This is a genomic window from Acinetobacter sp. LMB-5 (assembly GCF_001541635.1).
In the GTDB taxonomy this organism is placed as follows: domain Bacteria; phylum Pseudomonadota; class Gammaproteobacteria; order Pseudomonadales; family Moraxellaceae; genus Acinetobacter; species Acinetobacter pittii.
On record NZ_LRDR01000006.1, the window covers coordinates 133,911 to 152,876 of the forward strand.

An 18,966-nucleotide genomic window follows, 5' to 3' on the forward strand; every position below is an offset into this window, starting at 1 on the left:
GATGCCTTCTGTCCCAAGCAGAAGGCATTTTTTAGCACTTAGCAAATTCTTTTAAAAAAGCCCAAGGAAAAATCCCTTTATCATGCCCATCATTAAAACAAATTTGGGCACCGTAACCTTGATCGAACATAGCTGTTACTTCAATATTTTGATACTCTATTTTAATTTGCTTAATTCGCTTCGCTCGGCAAAAGCCACATGGGCAAATTTCCCTTAAATTTTGATGGCTCAAAGATACGCTTAAGCCATCAGTCCATATAAAGTGAACCTGTTTATTTGTAGTATCGACACGAATATCAGGTCTGACTTGCATATTTCACCTCACCAATTTGATTTAATCCAATACGAATCGCTTTTCGTACTTCTGGGTCGGGGTCATTTTTATGTTGTTCTAATAGATTCTGAGCTTCTGAGGTGCCAATTTCACCGAGTGCTAAAGCGACTTCTTTACGTAAATTACTAATTTCATGCTTAAAGTTATCAGTCAAATGAGCAACTGCCAGATGTGATTTAAGTAGTCCCAAGCTCCTTACTGCTGCAATACGTACTTGCCAATACAAGTCAGATAAAGCATGAATTAAGAGAGTTTCAAGCTGAATGATATGTAATTTTCCAATCGTAAGTGCGGCTTCCACTCTTAGTTGCCAACTTTCCGAGGTTAAAGAATGTTGAAGCGCTTGGATAACATCAGCGTTTATGTTCTGGCTATAAGCCAAACCACCTGTTGCAATGCGGCGAACCTCATCATCTGTATCTGTTTCTGCAATTTTTGCCAATATCGTAATCGCTTGGTCTTGTTGTAACCAACTTAATGCACTGACTGCCTCACGGCGCACTAAAGCATCTTCATGATGTACCAAAGCAGATATCTCTGTGAATAATTGCTGTGGTCGTAAAGGTCTTAAAGCACGTAAAATTGCACTAAGAGCAAAAGTATCCGTATGCTTTAAATAAGGCGCAAGGATCTGGGCTGATGCCGCATTTTTTACTTCACTTAAGCTTTGGCTGGCAGCTTGTTTTACATTCAGATCAGTATCAAATAAGGCTTGTGCCAATACTTGCAAACTGGTTGGATATTCCCAACTTTCTAGTTTTTTTGCCGCCTCTTCACGGACTAAAGCTGAAGAGTCGTGTTGCAGTGCTGTATGCAACCAAGGAAGTAAATCCGGATTTTCTTCATCACCAATATTCATTAAAGCGACAAAGCGGATCTTTTCATCTGCATGATTGAGCTGCGCAAGAAATTCCTGATTATATTCATCGAGGTCATCTAAAGCTTGATAATAAAAACTCATTCGTATTCCTTAATTTGTGATTTCTTTCCAAGCCCTAATGGATTTAAACGGCTTAACTCTTCTTGTTGGGTTGCTTCTTTTAAAGTCTGGATGCAATGTTTTTTAATGGCTGTAAATTCACTACTTGTTACAAGCTCAACGTCTCTTGGGCGTTCAAACTTAAGTGGAATTTCTTCAATAATTCGCCCCGGTCTATGGCTCATAATCAGCACTCGATCAGCTAAAAAAAGTGCCTCATCAATATCGTGGGTAATAAATAAAACCGACGTTTGAATTTCTTGCCAAATTTCGAGTAATAGCATTTGCATTTTTAAACGAGTTTGAGCATCTAACGCACCAAAAGGCTCATCCATTAATAAAATGCGAGGTTGATTAATCAGTACTCTCGCAATTTCAACTCGTTGCTGCATGCCACCAGAAAGTTCAGCTGGAAATTTATGTTCAAAACCTTTAAGGCCGACCAGATCAATCATTTTCTGAGCTTGTTCAATACGCTTTTGTTTGGCGATGCCTTTCATTTTTAAGCCAAAAGCAATATTTTCAAGCACGCTTTTCCATGGAAATAAGGTATGTTGCTGGAACACCAAACCTCTGTCTGGATGCGGTTCGAGGATAGATTCATTATCGACCATTAAAGTCCCAGAACTAATCGGTAAGTGCCCTGCCAAAGCATCTAATAATGTGGATTTACCGCAGCCAGATGGGCCAAGTAGACATATAAACTCGCCCGGTTGTATTTCGAAATTAATCCGATCTAGCGCCTGAAAACGATTTTTAGCTTGCCCTAAATGTAGCGATAGATTTTGAATACGCACATGGCCTTGTGTAATTGACATTTTAAGACTTCCTCAGTTGATACCATGGAGTAAATCGGTTTCCAATCACACGCACCAATGTACTGCTAAACATACCTAATGCTCCGATCAGCACCATGCCAACCACGATATTGCTATAATTTTGCAAGGTGAAAGACTCCCATGTGAAATATCCAATTCCGTGTTGTCCAGAAATCATTTCCGCAGTCACTAAACAGAACCAACAAGTGCCCATTCCAATAGATAAACCCGTAATAATGTTCGGTAATGCGCCCGGAATAATGACTTCATGAATAATGGCGAGATCAGAAGCACCCAGACTTTTCGCTGACGCAACGAACCTTGGGTCAACTGCACCAACGCCATGTACCGTATTTAATAAAATTGGAAATAAAGCCCCAATAAAGGTAATAAAAATCATAGACGCTTCTGATGATGGAAAAATCAGAATTGCTAAAGGAATCCATGCAACTGCTGGAATTGGACGTAGTACTTCTAATGGCGGCATTAGAAATGCAGCAAGTTTTTGATAACGTCCTGCTAACAAACCAATACCTACACCAATTAGAGCTGCCAATACAAAACCAATCACTACACGAAACACACTAGATTCAACATGTTCAAATGCAGTGCTGAGTTGAAAGAAAGTCCACAGTGCATGAATAACATCTAAAGGTGTGGGTACATTGCTAAAGTTCACAATACCTAAATTTATTTTAAACTGAGCTAGGCCTTGCCAAATGACTATCCAGAAAACTATCGATATAAAAGCAATCGCGTAGTTTTTTAAATGCGTCGGATATAACCTCAATTGTTGGAAAAATTTAATCAAAAATGTACTTTGGTTTTTAGGTTTTGTTTGGACTAAACTACTCATTCGTCACCTCCTGCTCATTAGGTAAGACAACACATCAGCTCTGTGTTACAAGCTGAATAGCTTTAAAGTCATATACTTTTCCGCCCTGTTGTTTAGCCCATTTTTCAGCATCATCTTTTAATAAAAAGGCCTGAATTTGTCCTGCTTTATCTGTGGCATACCATGCCAGATTGGCAAGTAACTTAATGTCGGACTGATGATCTTGGCTATAAACCACACGCACCGTTTTTCCATCGGCTTGAATTTTCTTTAAATCAGAAAAAGCATTCTCAGGTGTTTCATAGCTACGCACTTTTTCTTCACCCTTTACCCAAATTTGAGTCACCCGATCAAATGTTTTGATGGGTTGTCCCGTTAAAGTGTCATTGGCAACTAAAGGGGATTTTGCATAGTCAGCCAATTGCTGGCTGTAATTAAGTCCAGATGCCTGAAATGCATCCTTAATATATTGATCATCAATAAATTTATTTACATCAAGCGTACCGTCGTTTTTGCCTAAAACTTTTAATGTGTCTATCGCAATTTGAGTCGCTTTTCGATATTCAGGTTTCCAAGTTAAGTCACGAGTTTGCAGACCTAGTGGACCATGAAACAGATAGACCACTTCGGCAGGAATACCTGTTTTTTCAGCAATAAATTCACTATATTTTTCAGGTTGTTCGCGAATCAATCGATTCGCTTCAATAGTTGCCTGTAAATAAGCTTTTATGACTTCTGGATGCTGCTGTGCATAATCCTTGCTGGCAAGTGAACCATGAAATGTAGGTGATTTTGCTTGTGAACCATCATAGATTTTTTTAGCAAAACCTTGGTAAGCAAATAACTCTCCAAATGGTACGAAGTCAGCATGCGCAGCAATCTTATGACTTTTTAATGCAGGCCCCGCCACTTCTGGCGCCTGAGCAATCACTTTAATATCTTTATCAAGTTGCCAGCCTTCAGCTTGAATCGCTCGCAGTAACAGTCCATGAGCAGTTGAGGCAAAAGGTACGGAAATGGTTTGTCCTTTTAGTTCTTTGAGTGATGTTACTTTTGATTCAATTGGAACAACAATCGCATTACCGCTACCATTAATACTGCCCGACAAAGGCGCTAAAAATATGCTTTCTTTTCCAGCTTTTTTAAATGCCGCTAAATTATTAACAGCAGGAAAGTCAGCCATTGCTCCCAAATCTAGACGCCCAGCCACCATCTCACTGGTAAGCGGTGCACCAGAGGTAAAGTTTTTCCATTGAATGTCATATTTAACATGTTTGTATTTACCATCTTTAGGTAAATATTTTGGTAATAGATTCAATTCACGAATCAGCAACCCACCTGTTGCACAGTTAATGGTTGTGTCTTGCGTACCAATCGCTACACGAACAGTTTCTGTTTTACTGCCGCACCCCAAAGTGCCGAGTACAATGGCACCAATTAAGCTACTGAGTAATAGTTTTTTATTGATCAATTTATTTTGTCTCATGTTGAGTATTCCAAATTAATTATTTGAGTAGGTATGGGATATTTACTTTGACTGCATCTGTTGGGCAGTCCTTTTCACAAGGCATGCAGTACCAACATTCATCAAACTGCATGAAAGCTTTTTGAGTTGTTGGATCGATTGCCAATAAGTCCATTGGACAAACATCTACACAGACTGTGCATCCTTTATCAGCAATACATTTATCTTCATCGATAATGACGGGTGCGACAGTACGGTGCTGTACTTCTTTAAAAATAAAAGCCATAATTTAAATTCCTGATTTATTTAGTCTGCTAGAGCAACATCTTTTTGAATGCGTAAACGGTCATACGACACAGCTTCATCTTGATTAATCGGAACCACATAAGGCTCGATTGGCTTTTTGAAACTGACCATGTTGCCGTGTTCATCTTTTTTCAAATGCGCGTGACAGAACCAATCCGAGTTATTTTTTTGAGGGAAATCTGCTCTATAGTGATACAGTCCCCAGCGACTTTCTTCTCTAAACAGTGAAGCTCTTGCTGCCATTTCAGCACAATCTCGAATAAAAGAAACTTCAGCGGCACGCATCAGCTCATGCGGGTTTCTTGCAGAAATTCGTTTAATATCCTGTTTAATTTCTTCAAAACGCTTGAGCCCAATTTCCATTTTTTGGCGAGTTTTAGGGGGCTGCAAATAGTCATTTACAAAACGGCGCAGCTTATATTCCACTTGTTCTGGAGGTAAACCTTCTGAACAATCCAATGGCGCAAATATTCGAGCTTTTTCTGCTTCTATTTCGCTTTGGTTTAATTCGCTATCTTCAATTGCACTTACGTATTGCGCGGCATTTACACCTGCAAACCAACCATAGGTAAATGCACCAAGCATATAATTGTGAGGCACAGCAGCCATATCGCCAGCACTATATAAACCTTTAACTGAAGTCTCAGCTTTTTCATTGACCCATACACCAGAAGCACTGTGTCCGCTACAGAAACCAATTTCTGAAATATGCATTTCCACCATATCTTGACGGTAATTGGTTCCTCGCCCTTCATGAAAACGTCCACGGCTTGGGCGCTCATTGGTATGCAAGATTTCTTCAATGGTTTGAATGGTTTCTTCGGCCAGATGATCTACTTTTAAATAAACAGGACCATTACCACTTTCCAGTTCTTGGTAAAACTCCCACATCATTTGACCACTCCAGTAGTCACATTCAATGAAACGTTCACCTTTACTGTTGGCGGTATAACCTCCTAAAGGACCAGTCACATAGGCACAAGCTGGGCCGTTATAGTCTTTAATCAATGGATTAATCTGGAAGCATTCTAAGTTGGCTAGTTCAGCACCTGCATGATATGCCATTGCATAGCCGTCACCTGCATTGGTTGGGTTTTCATAAGTGCCCATTAAATAGCCGGAAGCTGGCAAACCTAAACGCCCTGCGGCACCACAACATAAAATGGCAGCTTTCGTTTTAATGACATAAAAGTCACCACTACGACAGTCAAAACCGAGTACACCATTGATTGCACCTTGCTCATTCTTTAAAAGCTTTGTGGTGACAATCCGATTATTAATTTTGACTTGAGCTCGCTTTAATTGACGATATAAAACTTTTTTAACGTCATGACCTTCGGGCATTGGTAAAACATATGCCCCCATGTGATGTACTTTTTTTACTGCAAATTCACCAGTCTCATCTTTTTCAAACTTAATGCCCCATTGATCGAGCTGTTGAATGGTTTTGAAACTATGCTTTGCATATGCATATACAGTGGTTTGGTTAACTACCCCATCATTAGCAATGGTAATTTCTTTGGTGTATTGCTCAGGTGTTGCGTAGCCCGGAATAACAGCATTATTCAGCCCATCCATTCCCATTGAAATCGCCCCACTGCGTTTTACATTCGCTTTTTCAATGAGCAAGACTTTTAAATTCGGGTTTTCTTGTTTTGCTTTAATCGCAGCCATTGGTCCAGCAGTTCCACCACCAATTACCACAATATCGAACACAAGATATTTAGTTTCCATTGTAAAATCCTTATTTTTATCTGAGCTATTAACGATGAATACGTAAACGGTACTGGAAGGTATCCCCTGAGAAATAGAGATATTCATAGTCAATCGGCTGGCCATTTGCGTCATGAGTTAAACGTTCAACCCGTAATACAGGAGTTCCGATTTCGACTTGCAGCAAAGCCGCCAATTCTTCATCCGCCACCGTGGCATCAATGCTTAAATCCGCATGTCCCAAAGGGATGTCACACTCTTGTTCTAATGCCTTGAAAATATCGGTTGTACGTAAATCAATCGCTTTTTCTTTAAGCTTCAAACCAATATGTTCTGGCAAATAAGTCAACTCATAAGACACTGGCTGACGGTTGAGTAAACGGACACGTTGAATTTCATACACATTAGCTTTAACAGGTAACTTTAATTTGGGTACAACGTGCATTGGGATCTGCTTAAGCTCGGCCGAGATGACACGGTTTAAAATTTCGTGACCAGCAGATGACATTGCTTCTGCAAAACCTTGCAAACTTGAAATGTTCTGGAATGTTTTTGGCTTACTTACAAAGGTCCCTTTACCTGGCACCTTAAAAATATAACCTTCCAACTGTAATTGGTTGAGTGCTTGGCGAACTGTGATTCGGCTTACACCAAACTGTTCAGCAAATTCGTTTTCAGATGGAATTTGACTCAATACGGCATATTCACCATTTACAATTTTGTTAAGGATGAGTTCCCTTAACTGATCGTAAAGAGGCTTATGATTTTTGGGATCTTGGGGTAGCTGACTCACGGCTCACAACCTGTTATAACAACTTGAGCAAATAATGTTTAAAATGTTTCAGCTTTGGAAATAATTTAAAGCGATAACTTTAGTTAAAAAAATAATTTCATTTGATATCAATAAATTAATAAATAGTTATCTATAAAAGTTGAATTTTTATCATAAAAAATACATTTGTGTTTGTTATGCTATAAAACATACTCCGTTATGCCATAAACGTAAAAATTAATATTATTTTTTAGGGGATAATATGCAACAAAAACAACAAAATACCCCTGATGATTCAGTGGTACAAGTCACCTTCTGGCAAGCCTTTTTATTTTGGCTCAAGCTCGGCTTTATTAGCTTTGGCGGACCAGCTGGACAAATCGCTGTGATGCATCAGGAACTCGTTGAACAAAAGCGCTGGATATCCGAAAAAAGATTTTTGCATGCCCTGAACTACTGCATGTTATTACCTGGTCCTGAAGCACAGCAATTAGCAACCTACATTGGTTGGCTCATGCATAGAACTGCTGGAGGATTGGTTGCAGGTATTCTATTTGTATTACCCTCCTTATTTATTTTAATTGGACTGTCTTGGGTTTACATAAAATTTGGAGATGTTCCCGTTATTGCAGGTATTTTCTATGGAATTAAGCCTGCCGTTACCGCAATTGTTTTCCATGCAACGTACCGTATAGGTAGTCGTTCGCTTAAAAATAAGTTTTTATGGATCATCGCGATTACGGCGTTCTTTGCCATCTTTGTCTTAAAGCTTCCTTTCCCGCTTATCGTTTTATCAGCTGGTATTGCTGGGTATTTAGCGAGTAAAAAGTACCCAGAACTATTTTCCTCCGCGGCTGGACATAAAGCCAGTCAAAAAGATTATGGTCCGGCATTTATTGATGATGAGACTCCAACACCAGAGCACGCTAAATTCCATTGGTTGCGTTTAGCTAAACTTATTTTTGTAGCAATCGCTTTATGGCTATTGCCAATTTTAGCTTTAGGCGCATATTTTGGATGGCATCATTCTTATACCCAAATGGCGTGGTTCTTTACCAAAGCTGCTTTACTTACGTTTGGGGGGGCTTATGCGGTTTTACCTTATGTCTATCAAGGGGCTGTAAATCATTTTGGATGGCTTTCACCTACGCAAATGATTGATGGACTCGCTTTAGGTGAAACTACACCAGGTCCACTGATTATGGTAGTTGCCTTTGTTGGCTTTTTAGGAGGCGTTAATCATTCACTACTTGGCTCTGAGCATCTATTTTTTGCTGGAGCACTTGGTGCGGTCATTGTGACTTGGTTTACCTTTCTCTTTTCATTTGTCTTTATTTTTGCGGGTGCACCCATTATTGAATCTACACATAATGAAATTAAATTTACTGCGCCACTCACTGCAATTACCGCGGCTGTGGTGGGTGTAATCTTAAATCTCGCACTATTTTTTAGTTATCACGTGTTATGGCCACAAGGCTTTTCAGGGCATTTTGATATAGTTGCAGCCCTCATTACTGTGGCTGCATTTATTGCTTTATTTCGCTTTAACGTGAACGTGCTATATGTGATTTTTGCATCAGCGCTGGTTGGACTCGCTGTCACTTTCTTTTAGTTATTTATTGATTTAACTTTTTTAATTACCCATAAACACAGCCGAACAGTTTCTTTACTGTTCGGCTGCTTATATTTTTAACCCGCTAGTTGTGCGATTTGCGCTGCTGCATTATCTAAGGCTGCTTGACGTGCTTCTGGGCCGAAAGCAATCCCTTCCGCGCGCACAAAAGTAATATCAGTCACCCCAATAAAATTGAAAAACGCTTTGATATAAGTTTCTTGATAGTCTAAAGCTTCGGCTGGTGAACCTTCTGAGTACACACCACCACGCGAAGAAGCAATAATGATACGTTTACCTTCTACTAAACCTTGAGGGCCGTTTTCAGTATAACGGAATGTTTTTCCAGCAACAGATAGTCGGTCAAGCCACGCTTTTAACTGTGATGGAAAGCTAAAGTTGTACATAGGTGCGCCAATTACAACGATATCTGACGATAAGAACTCTTCCAAATATTGGGTGTTTCGTGCAACACGTTGCTGCGCTGTTTCATTATTAGGTTCAACACCTTGCAATGCCAAAAACTCAGCATCAGACAAATGAGGAATTGGTTCTAAAGCAAAATCGTGATGAATAATTTCTGCATCAGGATAAGCTGCGCTGAGCTTTCCAATAACAGATGAGGTGAGTTGGCGGCTAACAGACTGCTCACCTAAAATACTTGTGTCAATTTGAAGTAGTTTCATCGTTTATACCTACAGTATAAAATTGTTACTTGAACTAATTATGTTACTACTATTATTCTGATGCACAAGAAGGCACATTTAGGGAACCAAGTAATATGACTGTAACCATACCTCACGATATCCAAAGTTCAGATTGCCAAAGAGTCAGTCAAGTATTGGCTAGAGTTGGCGAGAAATGGAGTATACTCATTGTAATGACACTTGCATCACGTTCTCATCGCTTTTCTGAAATTAAAAGAAGTATCAATGGAATATCGCAGCGTATGCTTACCTTATGTTTGCGTGGTTTAGAGAGAGATGGTTTAGTTAAACGTACGGTTTATCCTGTAGTTCCACCGCATGTTGAATATGAATTAACTCCACTCGGCCATTCACTTACAGAACCTGTAATTGCTTTAGGCCAATGGGCTCAACAGCACATTGCTGATATTGATGCGGCAAGAGCTGCGTTTGATGCAGCTCAAGATAAACCAATTACATTAGACACTTAACGTAACTGTGAAGGACTCATACCATAAAACTGTTTAAAGCGATGACTTAAATGGCTTGCTGAACTAAACCCACATACTAGGGCAATATCTTGCAAAGAAAGCTGAGATGACTGAATTAGCCCCTTTGCCTTGGTTAAGCGTCTTTGCATGACATATTGGTGAGGCGCCATATTCATAGACTGTTTAAACATGTGAGCAAAATGGTATTCGCTTAAATTCACAACATTTGCCAAATCAGACAAGGTAAGTGCTTGATCTAGATGGCCTTCAATCCAGTCTTGAATATATTTGAGTTTATGAGGAGCGAGCCCACCTTTAATGATAGGTTGCTGCCATTGAACATTGCTATATCTTCGAATTAAATGGTTCAGTAATAAACTGGCAGTTGTACTCATTTGTAAATGGTTTGCTGAATCTTTCCAATCACAATCTAGTAAGAAAAACTGATAAAGCGCTCGAATCTTTTCGTCATCATTAAAGACAACTTCGTTTAGTTCAATTTGATTAGGTTCTTTGTCCCATATTTTTTCGGCAACATCACGCAAATGTTGGTCTGTATAATATAAGTGAACGAATTTAAGCCCACCACGTATATCCCAAGTCGACTCCTGATGCTCAGGCAATAAGCAAAAACGCCCCGGCCCACCGCCGTTTTTCCAGCCTGCAGGGGTTTTTTGATAGCTTTCATAGCCATCTTGAATATAGAGACTTAAAGTATGGTGATCGCTACAGACACTTACACGATCTTGCTGATTAGACCAAAATGCAAGTTGCATATTCTCATCAAGCACCACAGTTTCGTGAAGCTTGGCTTTAGATTGCTGTAGCTGTTCTAAAGTTTGATAGGCCATGCAAAATTAAAACGAATATCATTGAGCTTAAGTTAACCATATTCAGCAAAATTCAGCTAGTTCAGTCATATAAAAAACGCAAGATCTTGCATGTGAAACACAAGAATATATACGTGAAAAATGAAGGATTCCTAGATACTTAAGCTTGGTAATCGAGGATGAAGTTATGAATATTTTACTCTATGTTGCGGTGGTGTTGATTTGGGGAACAACATGGATTGGAATTGCCGTTCAAAGCCATTATGCAACACCCGTTGTCGCGATTTTATGGCGTTTTGCTATTTCAGCCTTATTACTGTGGGGTGTTTTACTATTTTCAGGAAAATTACAGCGCATTGCTTTAAAAGATCATTTGTTCTGTATGCTGCAAGGCATTTGTGTTTTCGGCCTAAACTTTATTTGTTTTTATACCGCCGTTAAATATGTAAATAGCGGTTTAGAGTCCGTTATTTTTTCGATGGCTGTTTTCTTTAATGCCATTAATGCGCTTATCTTTTTTAAGCAAAAACCATCGCCAAACTTTGCTCCAGCTGCACTTTTAGGCCTAGGTGGTATTGTTTTACTATTTTGGCATGACCTGATTAATAGTCAGTTTAATGCACAATTATTAATGGGTATCGGACTATGTGCAGTAGGCACTTACGGTTTTTCTTTAGGGAACATGATTAGTGTTAGACACCAAAAATGTGGCCTAAACATTTTTTCAACAAATTGTTATGCCATGACTTATGGGGCATTGGTGATGTTAAGTCTAGCTTTATTTACTGGCCAAGATTTAATGCCTCCAATGAATTTCCCATTTTTAAGCTCGGTACTTTACTTGGCTGTATTTGGTACGGTTATTGGGTTCTCTGCTTACTTTTCTCTTGTTGGACGAATTGGCGCGGCCAAAGCAGCGTATAGCACGTTGCTCTTTCCTTTAGTTGCTCTAACAGTTTCTACTTTCTTTGAAGGATATGTATGGACTTTAAATGCGGTATTTGGAATTTTACTCATCTTACTTGGTAACTACTTAATGTTTAGTAAGTTAGAAATTGGAAAAAAGTTATTTAATAGTCAAAAAAATTGTGAGAAGCAGGCCTAAAAGCCTGCTTTTTTTTATAAGTAATAATTCATCTCTAGCAGCCCGTTTTAAGCATCAACTCAAAATCTTTTAAAGCCGCGGCTGCTGTGGCTAAAGGCGCAGATGCCCCTCCACTGACAACAAATTCCCCCATTTCTTGCGTTAACACCCGAATGCATTTATTGGAACCTTGCAGATGAGCAAACGCATGATTTGCTGGAACTAATCTTAATTCAACACCTGTTTGAATTTGCTGATTCTTAATATGAATAAAACCAACCAGACGAGGAATTACATTTTCTTTTTTCCAACCACGAATATGTTCAGCCGTAACGTGACTAATTCCTTGTCTTGGAATATCTTGAATTTTTACATCAGCCCCCAAAACAGTATTGGCTAGTATCGTAATTTTGGCAGCAGTATCCCATCCATCTACATCGAAAGAGCTGTCAGGTTCTGCAATACCTTTTGCTTGAGCTTTTTCAAGAGATTCTGCAAACGCACATTCATGTTGCAACATATCATTCAAAATAAAATTCGTGGTGCCTGTAAACACACCTTCTATTTCTAAAATTTGGCAGCCAGCTAAGTTATATTCAAACAAATCAACAGTTGGTAAGGCAGCAGCTGTCGCACCGCTAAAAAATAGTTTTTTATTGTGCTGATGTGCCAAGTTAACTAATTTTTTACCATCTACGACTAAAGCACCTTTAGATACCGCAATCGCATTCATGCTATTTGTTAAAGCATAATCTAAATAAAATAGGCCTTTTCCACCTGTCACATAGTCACTTGGCCCTGTCTCAATAATGACATCTGCTTGAACCTGTTCTAAAAACTTTTGCTCTGTTAGGCCTACTTGATATTTTGTTTTATCTAGCCACTTTGAAGCGTGTAAACCTTCTTGATCAATTAAACCTGATGATGAGTTGCAGACGCCCACTAAACGGGCATCAATTTGATATTTTTTATAGTATGTCGATCGATTTAAAAGAAGCTCTGCAATTTGTTGCCCAATCCGTCCAAAACCACAAATTGCTACGTTAACTCGCTTCATATCGCTTTCTCAAAAATTTATATCGTTTAAAACAATTTTCCCAAGATAATTTTAATATCTCATCTTTGGAAAATTGCTAATTATAGAGATGGTTAAAATACTATATCGCTCAGATATTTGTTAGATTAACAATCTTAATAACCATATAAATTGCGACAGCAAAAACCATTAAAGCAAAGACTTTTTGCACAATTGCAGACGGAATAAAACGAATAGCTCTGCGCCCTAATAACATACCAACTGCACATGCGAGCGCAAACGCACTAGTAATGCCTACTGGATAGTGAAAACCCTCTGCAATATGCATCACAATACTCATTCCACTAATGAGAAAAATAATCATAAGTGACGTTGCAACAATGCTATGCATATCCAAATTTGTGACTTTTCTAAGCGCTGGTACAATTACAAAGCCGCCACCAACCCCTAGCATGCCTGTTAAAAGCCCAGCAATAATTCCGATGCTGGCAAGAACGCTTCCCGTTTTAAAATTCCAGATAAAGCGTCCCGTACTTGGGTTAACCTGACACGGCGGGTTATGAAAGTCTGATACTCGGTTACTAATAAGTCGATAGCCCACTGTAAACATGACCAAGCTAAACATTAACATGAGCCAAATAGGTGAAATCGCGTTGGCTATTAAAATGCCGATATGTGCCATAGGAGCACCAATTAGGGCAATCCAGATTGCAGCGCGATAACGCACAATCTTTTTAAATAAGCCTTCAATGGTTCCTATGAGAGTAGATAGCGCAACCGCCAACAACCCAATCGGTGCAGCTTGCGCCACACTCCAGCCTTGACTGGTCATGAGCGCGGGTACAGCAAGAATACCCCCACCTGCACCAGTAAGACCAAGTAAAAAGCCAATCACGATGCCTTCAACGACAAGTAATAACATATCAAAAGCCTAAAATTGCATATACATCATTTGCAGTAGACTGCTGGTTAATGAGGAAGTAGATCTCGTTTTCTTGCGAAGCTTTAGTCGCTTCTCAGGACAAAGCGTTGCTTTACTTATCCTCTTCTCAGGGTAAAGCGTTGCTTTGTTTATCCTCTTCCGCTCAAGCACAGCTTTCGCCTTGCGCTCGGGTAAAGCGTTGCTTTGTTTATCCTCTTCCGCTCAAGCACAGCTTTCGCCTTGCGCTCGGGTAAAGCGTTGCTTTACTTATCCTCGCTCAGGTTTGACCATCCACTCGCGGCCTTTAAGCATGCCTTGCCAATAAATCGGTGGTAAAATCTGCTCTTTAAGTAACCATGCCAAACGAGATGGCTTTTGCCCATCAATCACCCATTTCGGAAAGCTTGGGAGTAATTTGCCGCCGTAACCGAACTCAGCCAGAACGATTTTTCCACGTTCTACAGTAAGTGGACATGAGCCATAGCCGTTGTATTCACATAAATTTTGCTCACCGTTCAGTTGTGCGAGAACATTTACTGCAACGATCGGAGCTTGTGCTCGTGCCGCAGCAGCAGTTTTGGCATTAGGTGCATTCATCACATCGCCTAAAGCAAAAATATTGGCATGCTGTGTATGTTGTAGGGTTTGAGGATTCACGCTCACCCAGCCTGCTTCATCAGTGAGTGTGCTGGCACGAATAAAGTCTGGGGCTTGTTGCGGTGGAACAACATGCAACATATCGAAATCAGTCTCGACCAATGCTGCATTTTCATTGTTCACTACCTTAAACCATGCTTTTTTTGCAGGCCCATCTACTTTGACAAGTTGATGGTTAAAATGAAGTTCAGAGCCATATTTTTCGACATATTGCATTAGTGCAGGTACATATTCCTTCACACCAAATAAAACAGCACCAGTGTTATAAAAATGGATAGAGATATCTTTAAGTTTGCCTTGCTTTAACCAGTAGTCGGCTGAAAGGTACATCGCTTTTTGAGGAGCACCGGCACATTTAATCGGCATAGGCGGCTGGGTAAAAATTGCCTTTCCACCATTTAGTTGTTGTACCAGTTCCCATGTATACGGTGCTAAATCATAACGATAGTTAGACGTCACCCCATTTTTTCCTAAGGTTTCAACTAAACCTTCAATTCCATGCCAATTTAGTTTTAAACCGGGACAGACGACCAAAGCTTTATATTGAATCGGTTGGCATCCTTCCAAAATGACCTGATTATGCTCAGGATCGAATCCAGCAACAGCAGCTTTCATCCATTTCACTTTTGAAGGAATCACACTTGCCATTGAGCGTGCGGTTACTTGAGGTTTAAAGATACCACCACCGACCATAGTCCAACCCGGTTGATAGTAATGGGTGTCTGCCGGATCAATAATGACAATATCTAAATGAGGTTCACGAGACAGTAAGCTCGATGCTACAGAAATTCCTGCTGCGCCAGCGCCCACAATCACAACGCTATAGCAAGGAATTGTGGCTGGTTCATGATCACGTTTTAAAATACGTGGCACTAAGCCTTTTAAGTTAAAACCAAGTTTGTTACCTGCTTCTACTAACAGTGCTGCATCTTGTGGAGCAACTTCAGCCAAAGCCCATAAACTGATTGCACGCATACCAGAACGGCAATACGCTAAAACGGGCTTCTGAGCATTCTGATAAAGCTGCTTAAACTCGGTAACTTGTTGATCGGTAATTTTACCACTGGTCACAGGCTGATAGATTACGTTTAGGCTATGCCGCTGAGCTGCTTCTTCAATTTCAATCACATTAGGTTGATCTGCACCTTCTCCATCTGGACGGTTACATATCAGAGTTTTTATTCCTTGGTCTGCAATTTTTACAATATCGTCGGCAGTAATCTGGCCAGCAACATAAAAATCTTGATTAACTCGTTTAAGTTCCATATTGCCACCTTATGATTGTGAGGTTGAACCACAAGCCTGATTGGCTGGTAGCGCTTTATCGATTTGTTTTGGATATGGCAGATTTAAGTTATTCATTAATTCAATAAAATCTTCACGCGAGCGATTCTGACCTAGACGTGAGTTATTTAAGCGTTCATAACCGATCGTTGAAGACAAACGACCTTTATAATCGTGTCCCGGATATACAATAGTCTCGTCAGGCAGGCTAAAAAGTTGTTTATGAATACTGTCATAAAGTGTGCCCGCATTACCTTGCTGGAAATCGGTTCGACCGCAGCCGTCAATTAATAATGCATCACCCGTGAAAACCATGTTTTCAACCAAATAACTCGTACAAGCATTGGTATGACCTGGTGTATAACGTGCTTCAATACTGAGATTGCCGACTTTAAGCATGCAACCATCTGTAATTAAAATATCTCCGCAACTCACATCTGAGTTTCGATGTAAAACTGATTTGCAATGAAAACGTTCACGAAGCAAATTCGCAGCAGTAATATGGTCTGCATGGACATGGGTATCTAAGGTATAGATGAGCGTAAATTGATGCTGCTCTAATTCTTTTGCATAAATCTCAATATCTGATGCGACTGGATCAATTAAAACAGCCTCTCGTGTTTCTTCACATCCAAGCATATATGTATAAGTCGAACTTTCTTTTTCAAAAAACTGCTTAAAGAACATGATTTATACCCTAATAATTTATTTCTTTCCTATATTTTGCAAATAAGATGCCAATTATTTAAAATTAAATAATAAATATAAAAATCAAATATTTATAATAATAAGTAAATTTTAAGCTAGAAAACAAACTCAGCTTGATGTTCCTATGAAACTCAAGTATGTTTCAATGAAACGATTGTGAAACACATGAAATGGCAAAGTTAAATTTTGAGTCAGAACAAGATTTTTTTACTTTATTTGAGCAATTAAAAGCTTTATTCCCAAATGCGAGTCTGTTTCTCGCTGACACAACGACTCAAGCAATTCACTATAAATTTAATACAGATGACATTTCTGTTGAGAGTATGGCAGCGCTTACTCAAGACCATCACAATCAATATCTCGAAATCAATACTCCTAAAATGAGAAAGCGATTTATCTATCAAGAACATGATATTTATATTGCCGAGCATCGCATTATCGGGAAATTGCATATTCTACAGCCCATTAGCATAGAGAATGATATCGCTGATCAACTAGAGCTCACAGAACAATTACAAGACTTGGCTAAAGTTTTCAATAGTTGTTCACCAGAAATGGCCCGTATGTTTTCAATCATTCAAAGAGTGGCAATTACTGAGTTTCCAGTGCTTGTTCGCGGTGAATCTGGTAGTGGTAAAGAGCTTGTGGCAAAAGCAATTCATGATTATAGCCAACGTAAAAATAAAATTTTTGTGGCGATTAACTGTGCCGCTCTTAATGCTAATATTTTAGAAAGTGAACTCTTTGGGCATGTGAAAGGTGCTTTTACGGGAGCAATTCGCGACCATAAAGGTGTGTTTGAACGTGCCGCAGGCGGAACACTGTTTCTGGATGAAATTGCCGAGATTCCTTTAGAACTTCAAGCTAAATTATTACGGGTCTTAGAAACAGGTGAATTTACTCCTGTAGGTGGTGAAAAACCGATTCAAGCCAATGTCCGAATTATTACCGCAACACATAAAGCTTTACGTGAAGAAGCTAAGGCTGGCCGTTTCCGTCATGATTTACTCTACCGTTTGCGTGTCATTCCAATTTTTATACCACCGCTCAGAGAACGAAAAGTCGATATTCCTCTTATTGTCGATCAGATTTTAAAAGAAAGCTCAACTCAACTCGACACCATGCCTCGTCATGTCAATCAAAAAGCTATGCAAGTTCTGCTGAACTATGACTGGCCGGGAAATGTTCGTGAGCTTAAAAACACTTTGCTTTATGCCTTAACTATGGCAAATGGTAAGGACGAAATTGAAGTTGAGGACTTACCAAATGAGCTATTAAATGCAGAGGATTACGTTAAATTACCTGAAACAAATACAGAGCTTACCCCTGAAAATGTACAAGCTGCTTTAGAAAAATATAACCATAATTTGAATATGGTCGCGAATATTTTTGGAATTAGCCGCACTACTCTTTGGCGATACAGACAAAAGCATAAGCTTTAGCTAGGTATTTAGCTCGTCTAAGGCGTATCATATTGCACTTGGTTAGGTTCATTAGTTCAAAGGCTTTATATGATTGTTCGTGATAAAAGCAATGTATTTAAACTTTTATTTGCTTGGAAAGGAACAATTTTACCGAAGGTCTTGCCAGCACTGGGTTTTGTTGTACTTATTTCAGCATGTGTAGTTTGGCTCTCTTATTATGATTGGATTCAAATCCCTACCGTACCCGCGATCGGATTTACTATCTTTGGTGTGATTCTTTCGATTTGTACAGGTTTTAGAAATAACGCGTGTTATGACCGTTGGTGGGAAGGCCGCAAACTTTGGGGTGCTTTAATTGCCAATGCCAGACATATTGTTAGAGACAGCCATGTTCTATCTAATGAACAACGTGAACATTTAATTCATCAGGTCTTAATTTTTAGTAATTTATTGCGTGATCGTTTACGTCAACAAACAGTCGAACCCACAAAATTTCTTGAGCATGCCTATTTAAATAACTCTTCACTTAATTATTTAAATGAGCATATTAATGCACCACAGTTTGTACTCGAAAATATTCAAAAAGATTTAGTCAAAGCTTTAAAAGACGGCGAAATTAGCGACATTATCTACAGCACATTGACGCGCCATATTGTTGAGCTAGGCAATATTCAAGCAGGTTGTGACCGTATTGCTGGGACACCTTTACCCTACTCATATTCAGTACTTTTACATCGTGCCGTTTATTGTTTCTGTTTCATATTACCGTTTAGCCTTGAAGCAGCTTTAGGCATTTGGACACCGCTTATTGTGGGTTTAATTGCTTATATGTTTTTAGGTTTAGATGCTTTAAGTGCTCAAATTGAAGAACCTTTTGGTTTGCAAGAAAATGATTTACCGCTAGATTCAATTGTACGTTTGATTGAACGTGAGTCTCTAAGTTCATTAGGGCAGCCATTACCCCCTATTATTGAAGCTCAAAACAACAATTTACTTTAATAAAAAAGAGC

The 18,966-nt window shown here is 39.3% G+C and carries 19 protein-coding genes; 5 read left to right on the forward strand and 14 right to left on the reverse strand.

The window, feature by feature from the left end:
- Nucleotides 1-31: 31 nt before the first annotated feature.
- The 8 genes from AW165_RS09515 to AW165_RS09550 are packed head-to-tail and all read right to left on the reverse strand — an operon-like array spanning nucleotide 32 to nucleotide 7,243.
- Complete coding sequence (locus tag AW165_RS09515; protein ID WP_060465672.1) at nucleotides 32-313, reverse strand: DUF971 domain-containing protein; 282 nt, start codon at nucleotides 311-313, stop codon at nucleotides 32-34.
- Entirely contained in the window at nucleotides 297-1,295 is a 999-nt protein-coding gene (locus tag AW165_RS09520; protein ID WP_060465673.1) for a HEAT repeat domain-containing protein, read from the reverse strand. The genes AW165_RS09515 and AW165_RS09520 overlap by 17 nt, the downstream gene beginning before the upstream one ends.
- Entirely contained in the window at nucleotides 1,292-2,131 is an 840-nt protein-coding gene (locus AW165_RS09525; RefSeq protein WP_060465674.1) for an ABC transporter ATP-binding protein, read from the reverse strand. Before AW165_RS09525 ends, AW165_RS09520 begins: the two co-directional genes overlap by 4 nt.
- 1 nt (nucleotide 2,132) lies before the next feature.
- A complete protein-coding gene (locus tag AW165_RS09530) occupies nucleotides 2,133-2,987 on the reverse strand; it encodes an ABC transporter permease (protein ID WP_060465675.1) in 855 nt (284 codons plus the stop codon).
- Nucleotides 2,988-3,021: 34 nt separating this feature from the next.
- Nucleotides 3,022-4,452, reverse strand: coding sequence for an ABC transporter substrate-binding protein (locus AW165_RS09535; RefSeq protein WP_060465676.1), 1,431 nt, complete (start codon nucleotides 4,450-4,452; stop codon nucleotides 3,022-3,024).
- A gap of 19 nt (nucleotides 4,453-4,471) precedes the next feature.
- Complete coding sequence (locus AW165_RS09540) at nucleotides 4,472-4,717, reverse strand: 4Fe-4S dicluster domain-containing protein (RefSeq protein WP_000864073.1); 246 nt, start codon at nucleotides 4,715-4,717, stop codon at nucleotides 4,472-4,474.
- Nucleotides 4,718-4,737: 20 nt separating this feature from the next.
- Nucleotides 4,738-6,471, reverse strand: coding sequence for a fumarate reductase/succinate dehydrogenase flavoprotein subunit (locus AW165_RS09545; protein WP_060465677.1), 1,734 nt, complete (start codon nucleotides 6,469-6,471; stop codon nucleotides 4,738-4,740).
- 28 nt (nucleotides 6,472-6,499) lie between these two features.
- Nucleotides 6,500-7,243 (reverse strand): GntR family transcriptional regulator, encoded by a 744-nt coding sequence (locus AW165_RS09550; protein ID WP_000080816.1) that lies wholly within the window; start codon nucleotides 7,241-7,243, stop codon nucleotides 6,500-6,502.
- A 241-nt stretch (nucleotides 7,244-7,484) separates the two neighbouring features.
- Here AW165_RS09550 and chrA point away from each other — a divergent pair, with 241 nt between their 5' ends.
- Nucleotides 7,485-8,834: a chromate efflux transporter gene (gene chrA, locus AW165_RS09555; protein ID WP_060465678.1), complete on the forward strand. Its 1,350-nt coding sequence runs from the start codon at nucleotides 7,485-7,487 to the stop codon at nucleotides 8,832-8,834.
- A 77-nt stretch (nucleotides 8,835-8,911) separates the two neighbouring features.
- Here chrA and AW165_RS09560 read toward each other — a convergent pair whose 3' ends face one another.
- Nucleotides 8,912-9,520 carry an FMN-dependent NADH-azoreductase gene (locus AW165_RS09560; RefSeq protein ID WP_060465679.1) on the reverse strand — a complete coding sequence of 203 codons (609 nt, stop codon included), beginning with the start codon at nucleotides 9,518-9,520 and terminating at the stop codon, nucleotides 8,912-8,914.
- 95 nt (nucleotides 9,521-9,615) lie between these two features.
- On the opposite strand from AW165_RS09560, the gene AW165_RS19195 reads away from it, so the two are divergent.
- On the forward strand, nucleotides 9,616-10,011 hold the full coding sequence (locus tag AW165_RS19195) for a winged helix-turn-helix transcriptional regulator (RefSeq protein ID WP_005069321.1): 396 nt from the start codon (nucleotides 9,616-9,618) through the stop codon (nucleotides 10,009-10,011).
- On the opposite strand, the gene AW165_RS09570 is transcribed toward AW165_RS19195, so the two are convergent.
- On the reverse strand, nucleotides 10,008-10,862 hold the full coding sequence (locus AW165_RS09570; RefSeq protein ID WP_060465680.1) for a helix-turn-helix domain-containing protein: 855 nt from the start codon (nucleotides 10,860-10,862) through the stop codon (nucleotides 10,008-10,010). The two genes, AW165_RS19195 and AW165_RS09570, sit on opposite strands and share 4 nt — an antisense overlap.
- A 166-nt stretch (nucleotides 10,863-11,028) precedes the next feature.
- Between AW165_RS09570 and AW165_RS09575 the strand changes: the two genes are divergently transcribed.
- Nucleotides 11,029-11,946, forward strand: a complete 918-nt coding sequence (locus AW165_RS09575) for a DMT family transporter (RefSeq protein ID WP_060465681.1) — start codon at nucleotides 11,029-11,031, stop codon at nucleotides 11,944-11,946.
- Nucleotides 11,947-11,980: 34 nt separating this feature from the next.
- Here the strand turns inward: AW165_RS09575 and AW165_RS09580 are convergent, their stop codons facing one another.
- The 4 genes from AW165_RS09580 to AW165_RS09595 all read right to left on the reverse strand — a co-directional run bounded on the left by AW165_RS09580 (nucleotide 11,981) and on the right by AW165_RS09595 (nucleotide 16,511).
- Complete coding sequence (locus tag AW165_RS09580) at nucleotides 11,981-12,982, reverse strand: homoserine dehydrogenase (RefSeq protein ID WP_060465682.1); 1,002 nt, start codon at nucleotides 12,980-12,982, stop codon at nucleotides 11,981-11,983.
- Nucleotides 12,983-13,091: 109 nt separating this feature from the next.
- The gene (locus AW165_RS09585) at nucleotides 13,092-13,883 is read right to left on the reverse strand and encodes a sulfite exporter TauE/SafE family protein (RefSeq protein WP_017399570.1); all 792 of its coding nucleotides are present in this window, start codon (nucleotides 13,881-13,883) and stop codon (nucleotides 13,092-13,094) included.
- A gap of 267 nt (nucleotides 13,884-14,150) precedes the next feature.
- Nucleotides 14,151-15,806, reverse strand: a complete 1,656-nt coding sequence (locus AW165_RS09590; protein ID WP_060465683.1) for a TIGR01244 family sulfur transferase — start codon at nucleotides 15,804-15,806, stop codon at nucleotides 14,151-14,153.
- Nucleotides 15,807-15,815: 9 nt separating this feature from the next.
- Nucleotides 15,816-16,511, reverse strand: a complete 696-nt coding sequence (locus AW165_RS09595; RefSeq protein ID WP_032062287.1) for an MBL fold metallo-hydrolase — start codon at nucleotides 16,509-16,511, stop codon at nucleotides 15,816-15,818.
- Between the two features lie 191 nt (nucleotides 16,512-16,702).
- On the opposite strand from AW165_RS09595, the gene AW165_RS09600 reads away from it, so the two are divergent.
- Nucleotides 16,703-17,974: a sigma-54 interaction domain-containing protein gene (locus tag AW165_RS09600; RefSeq protein WP_060465684.1), complete on the forward strand. Its 1,272-nt coding sequence runs from the start codon at nucleotides 16,703-16,705 to the stop codon at nucleotides 17,972-17,974.
- Between the two features lie 69 nt (nucleotides 17,975-18,043).
- Nucleotides 18,044-18,955 (forward strand): bestrophin family protein, encoded by a 912-nt coding sequence (locus AW165_RS09605; protein WP_060465685.1) that lies wholly within the window; start codon nucleotides 18,044-18,046, stop codon nucleotides 18,953-18,955.
- Nucleotides 18,956-18,966 lie beyond the last annotated feature (11 nt).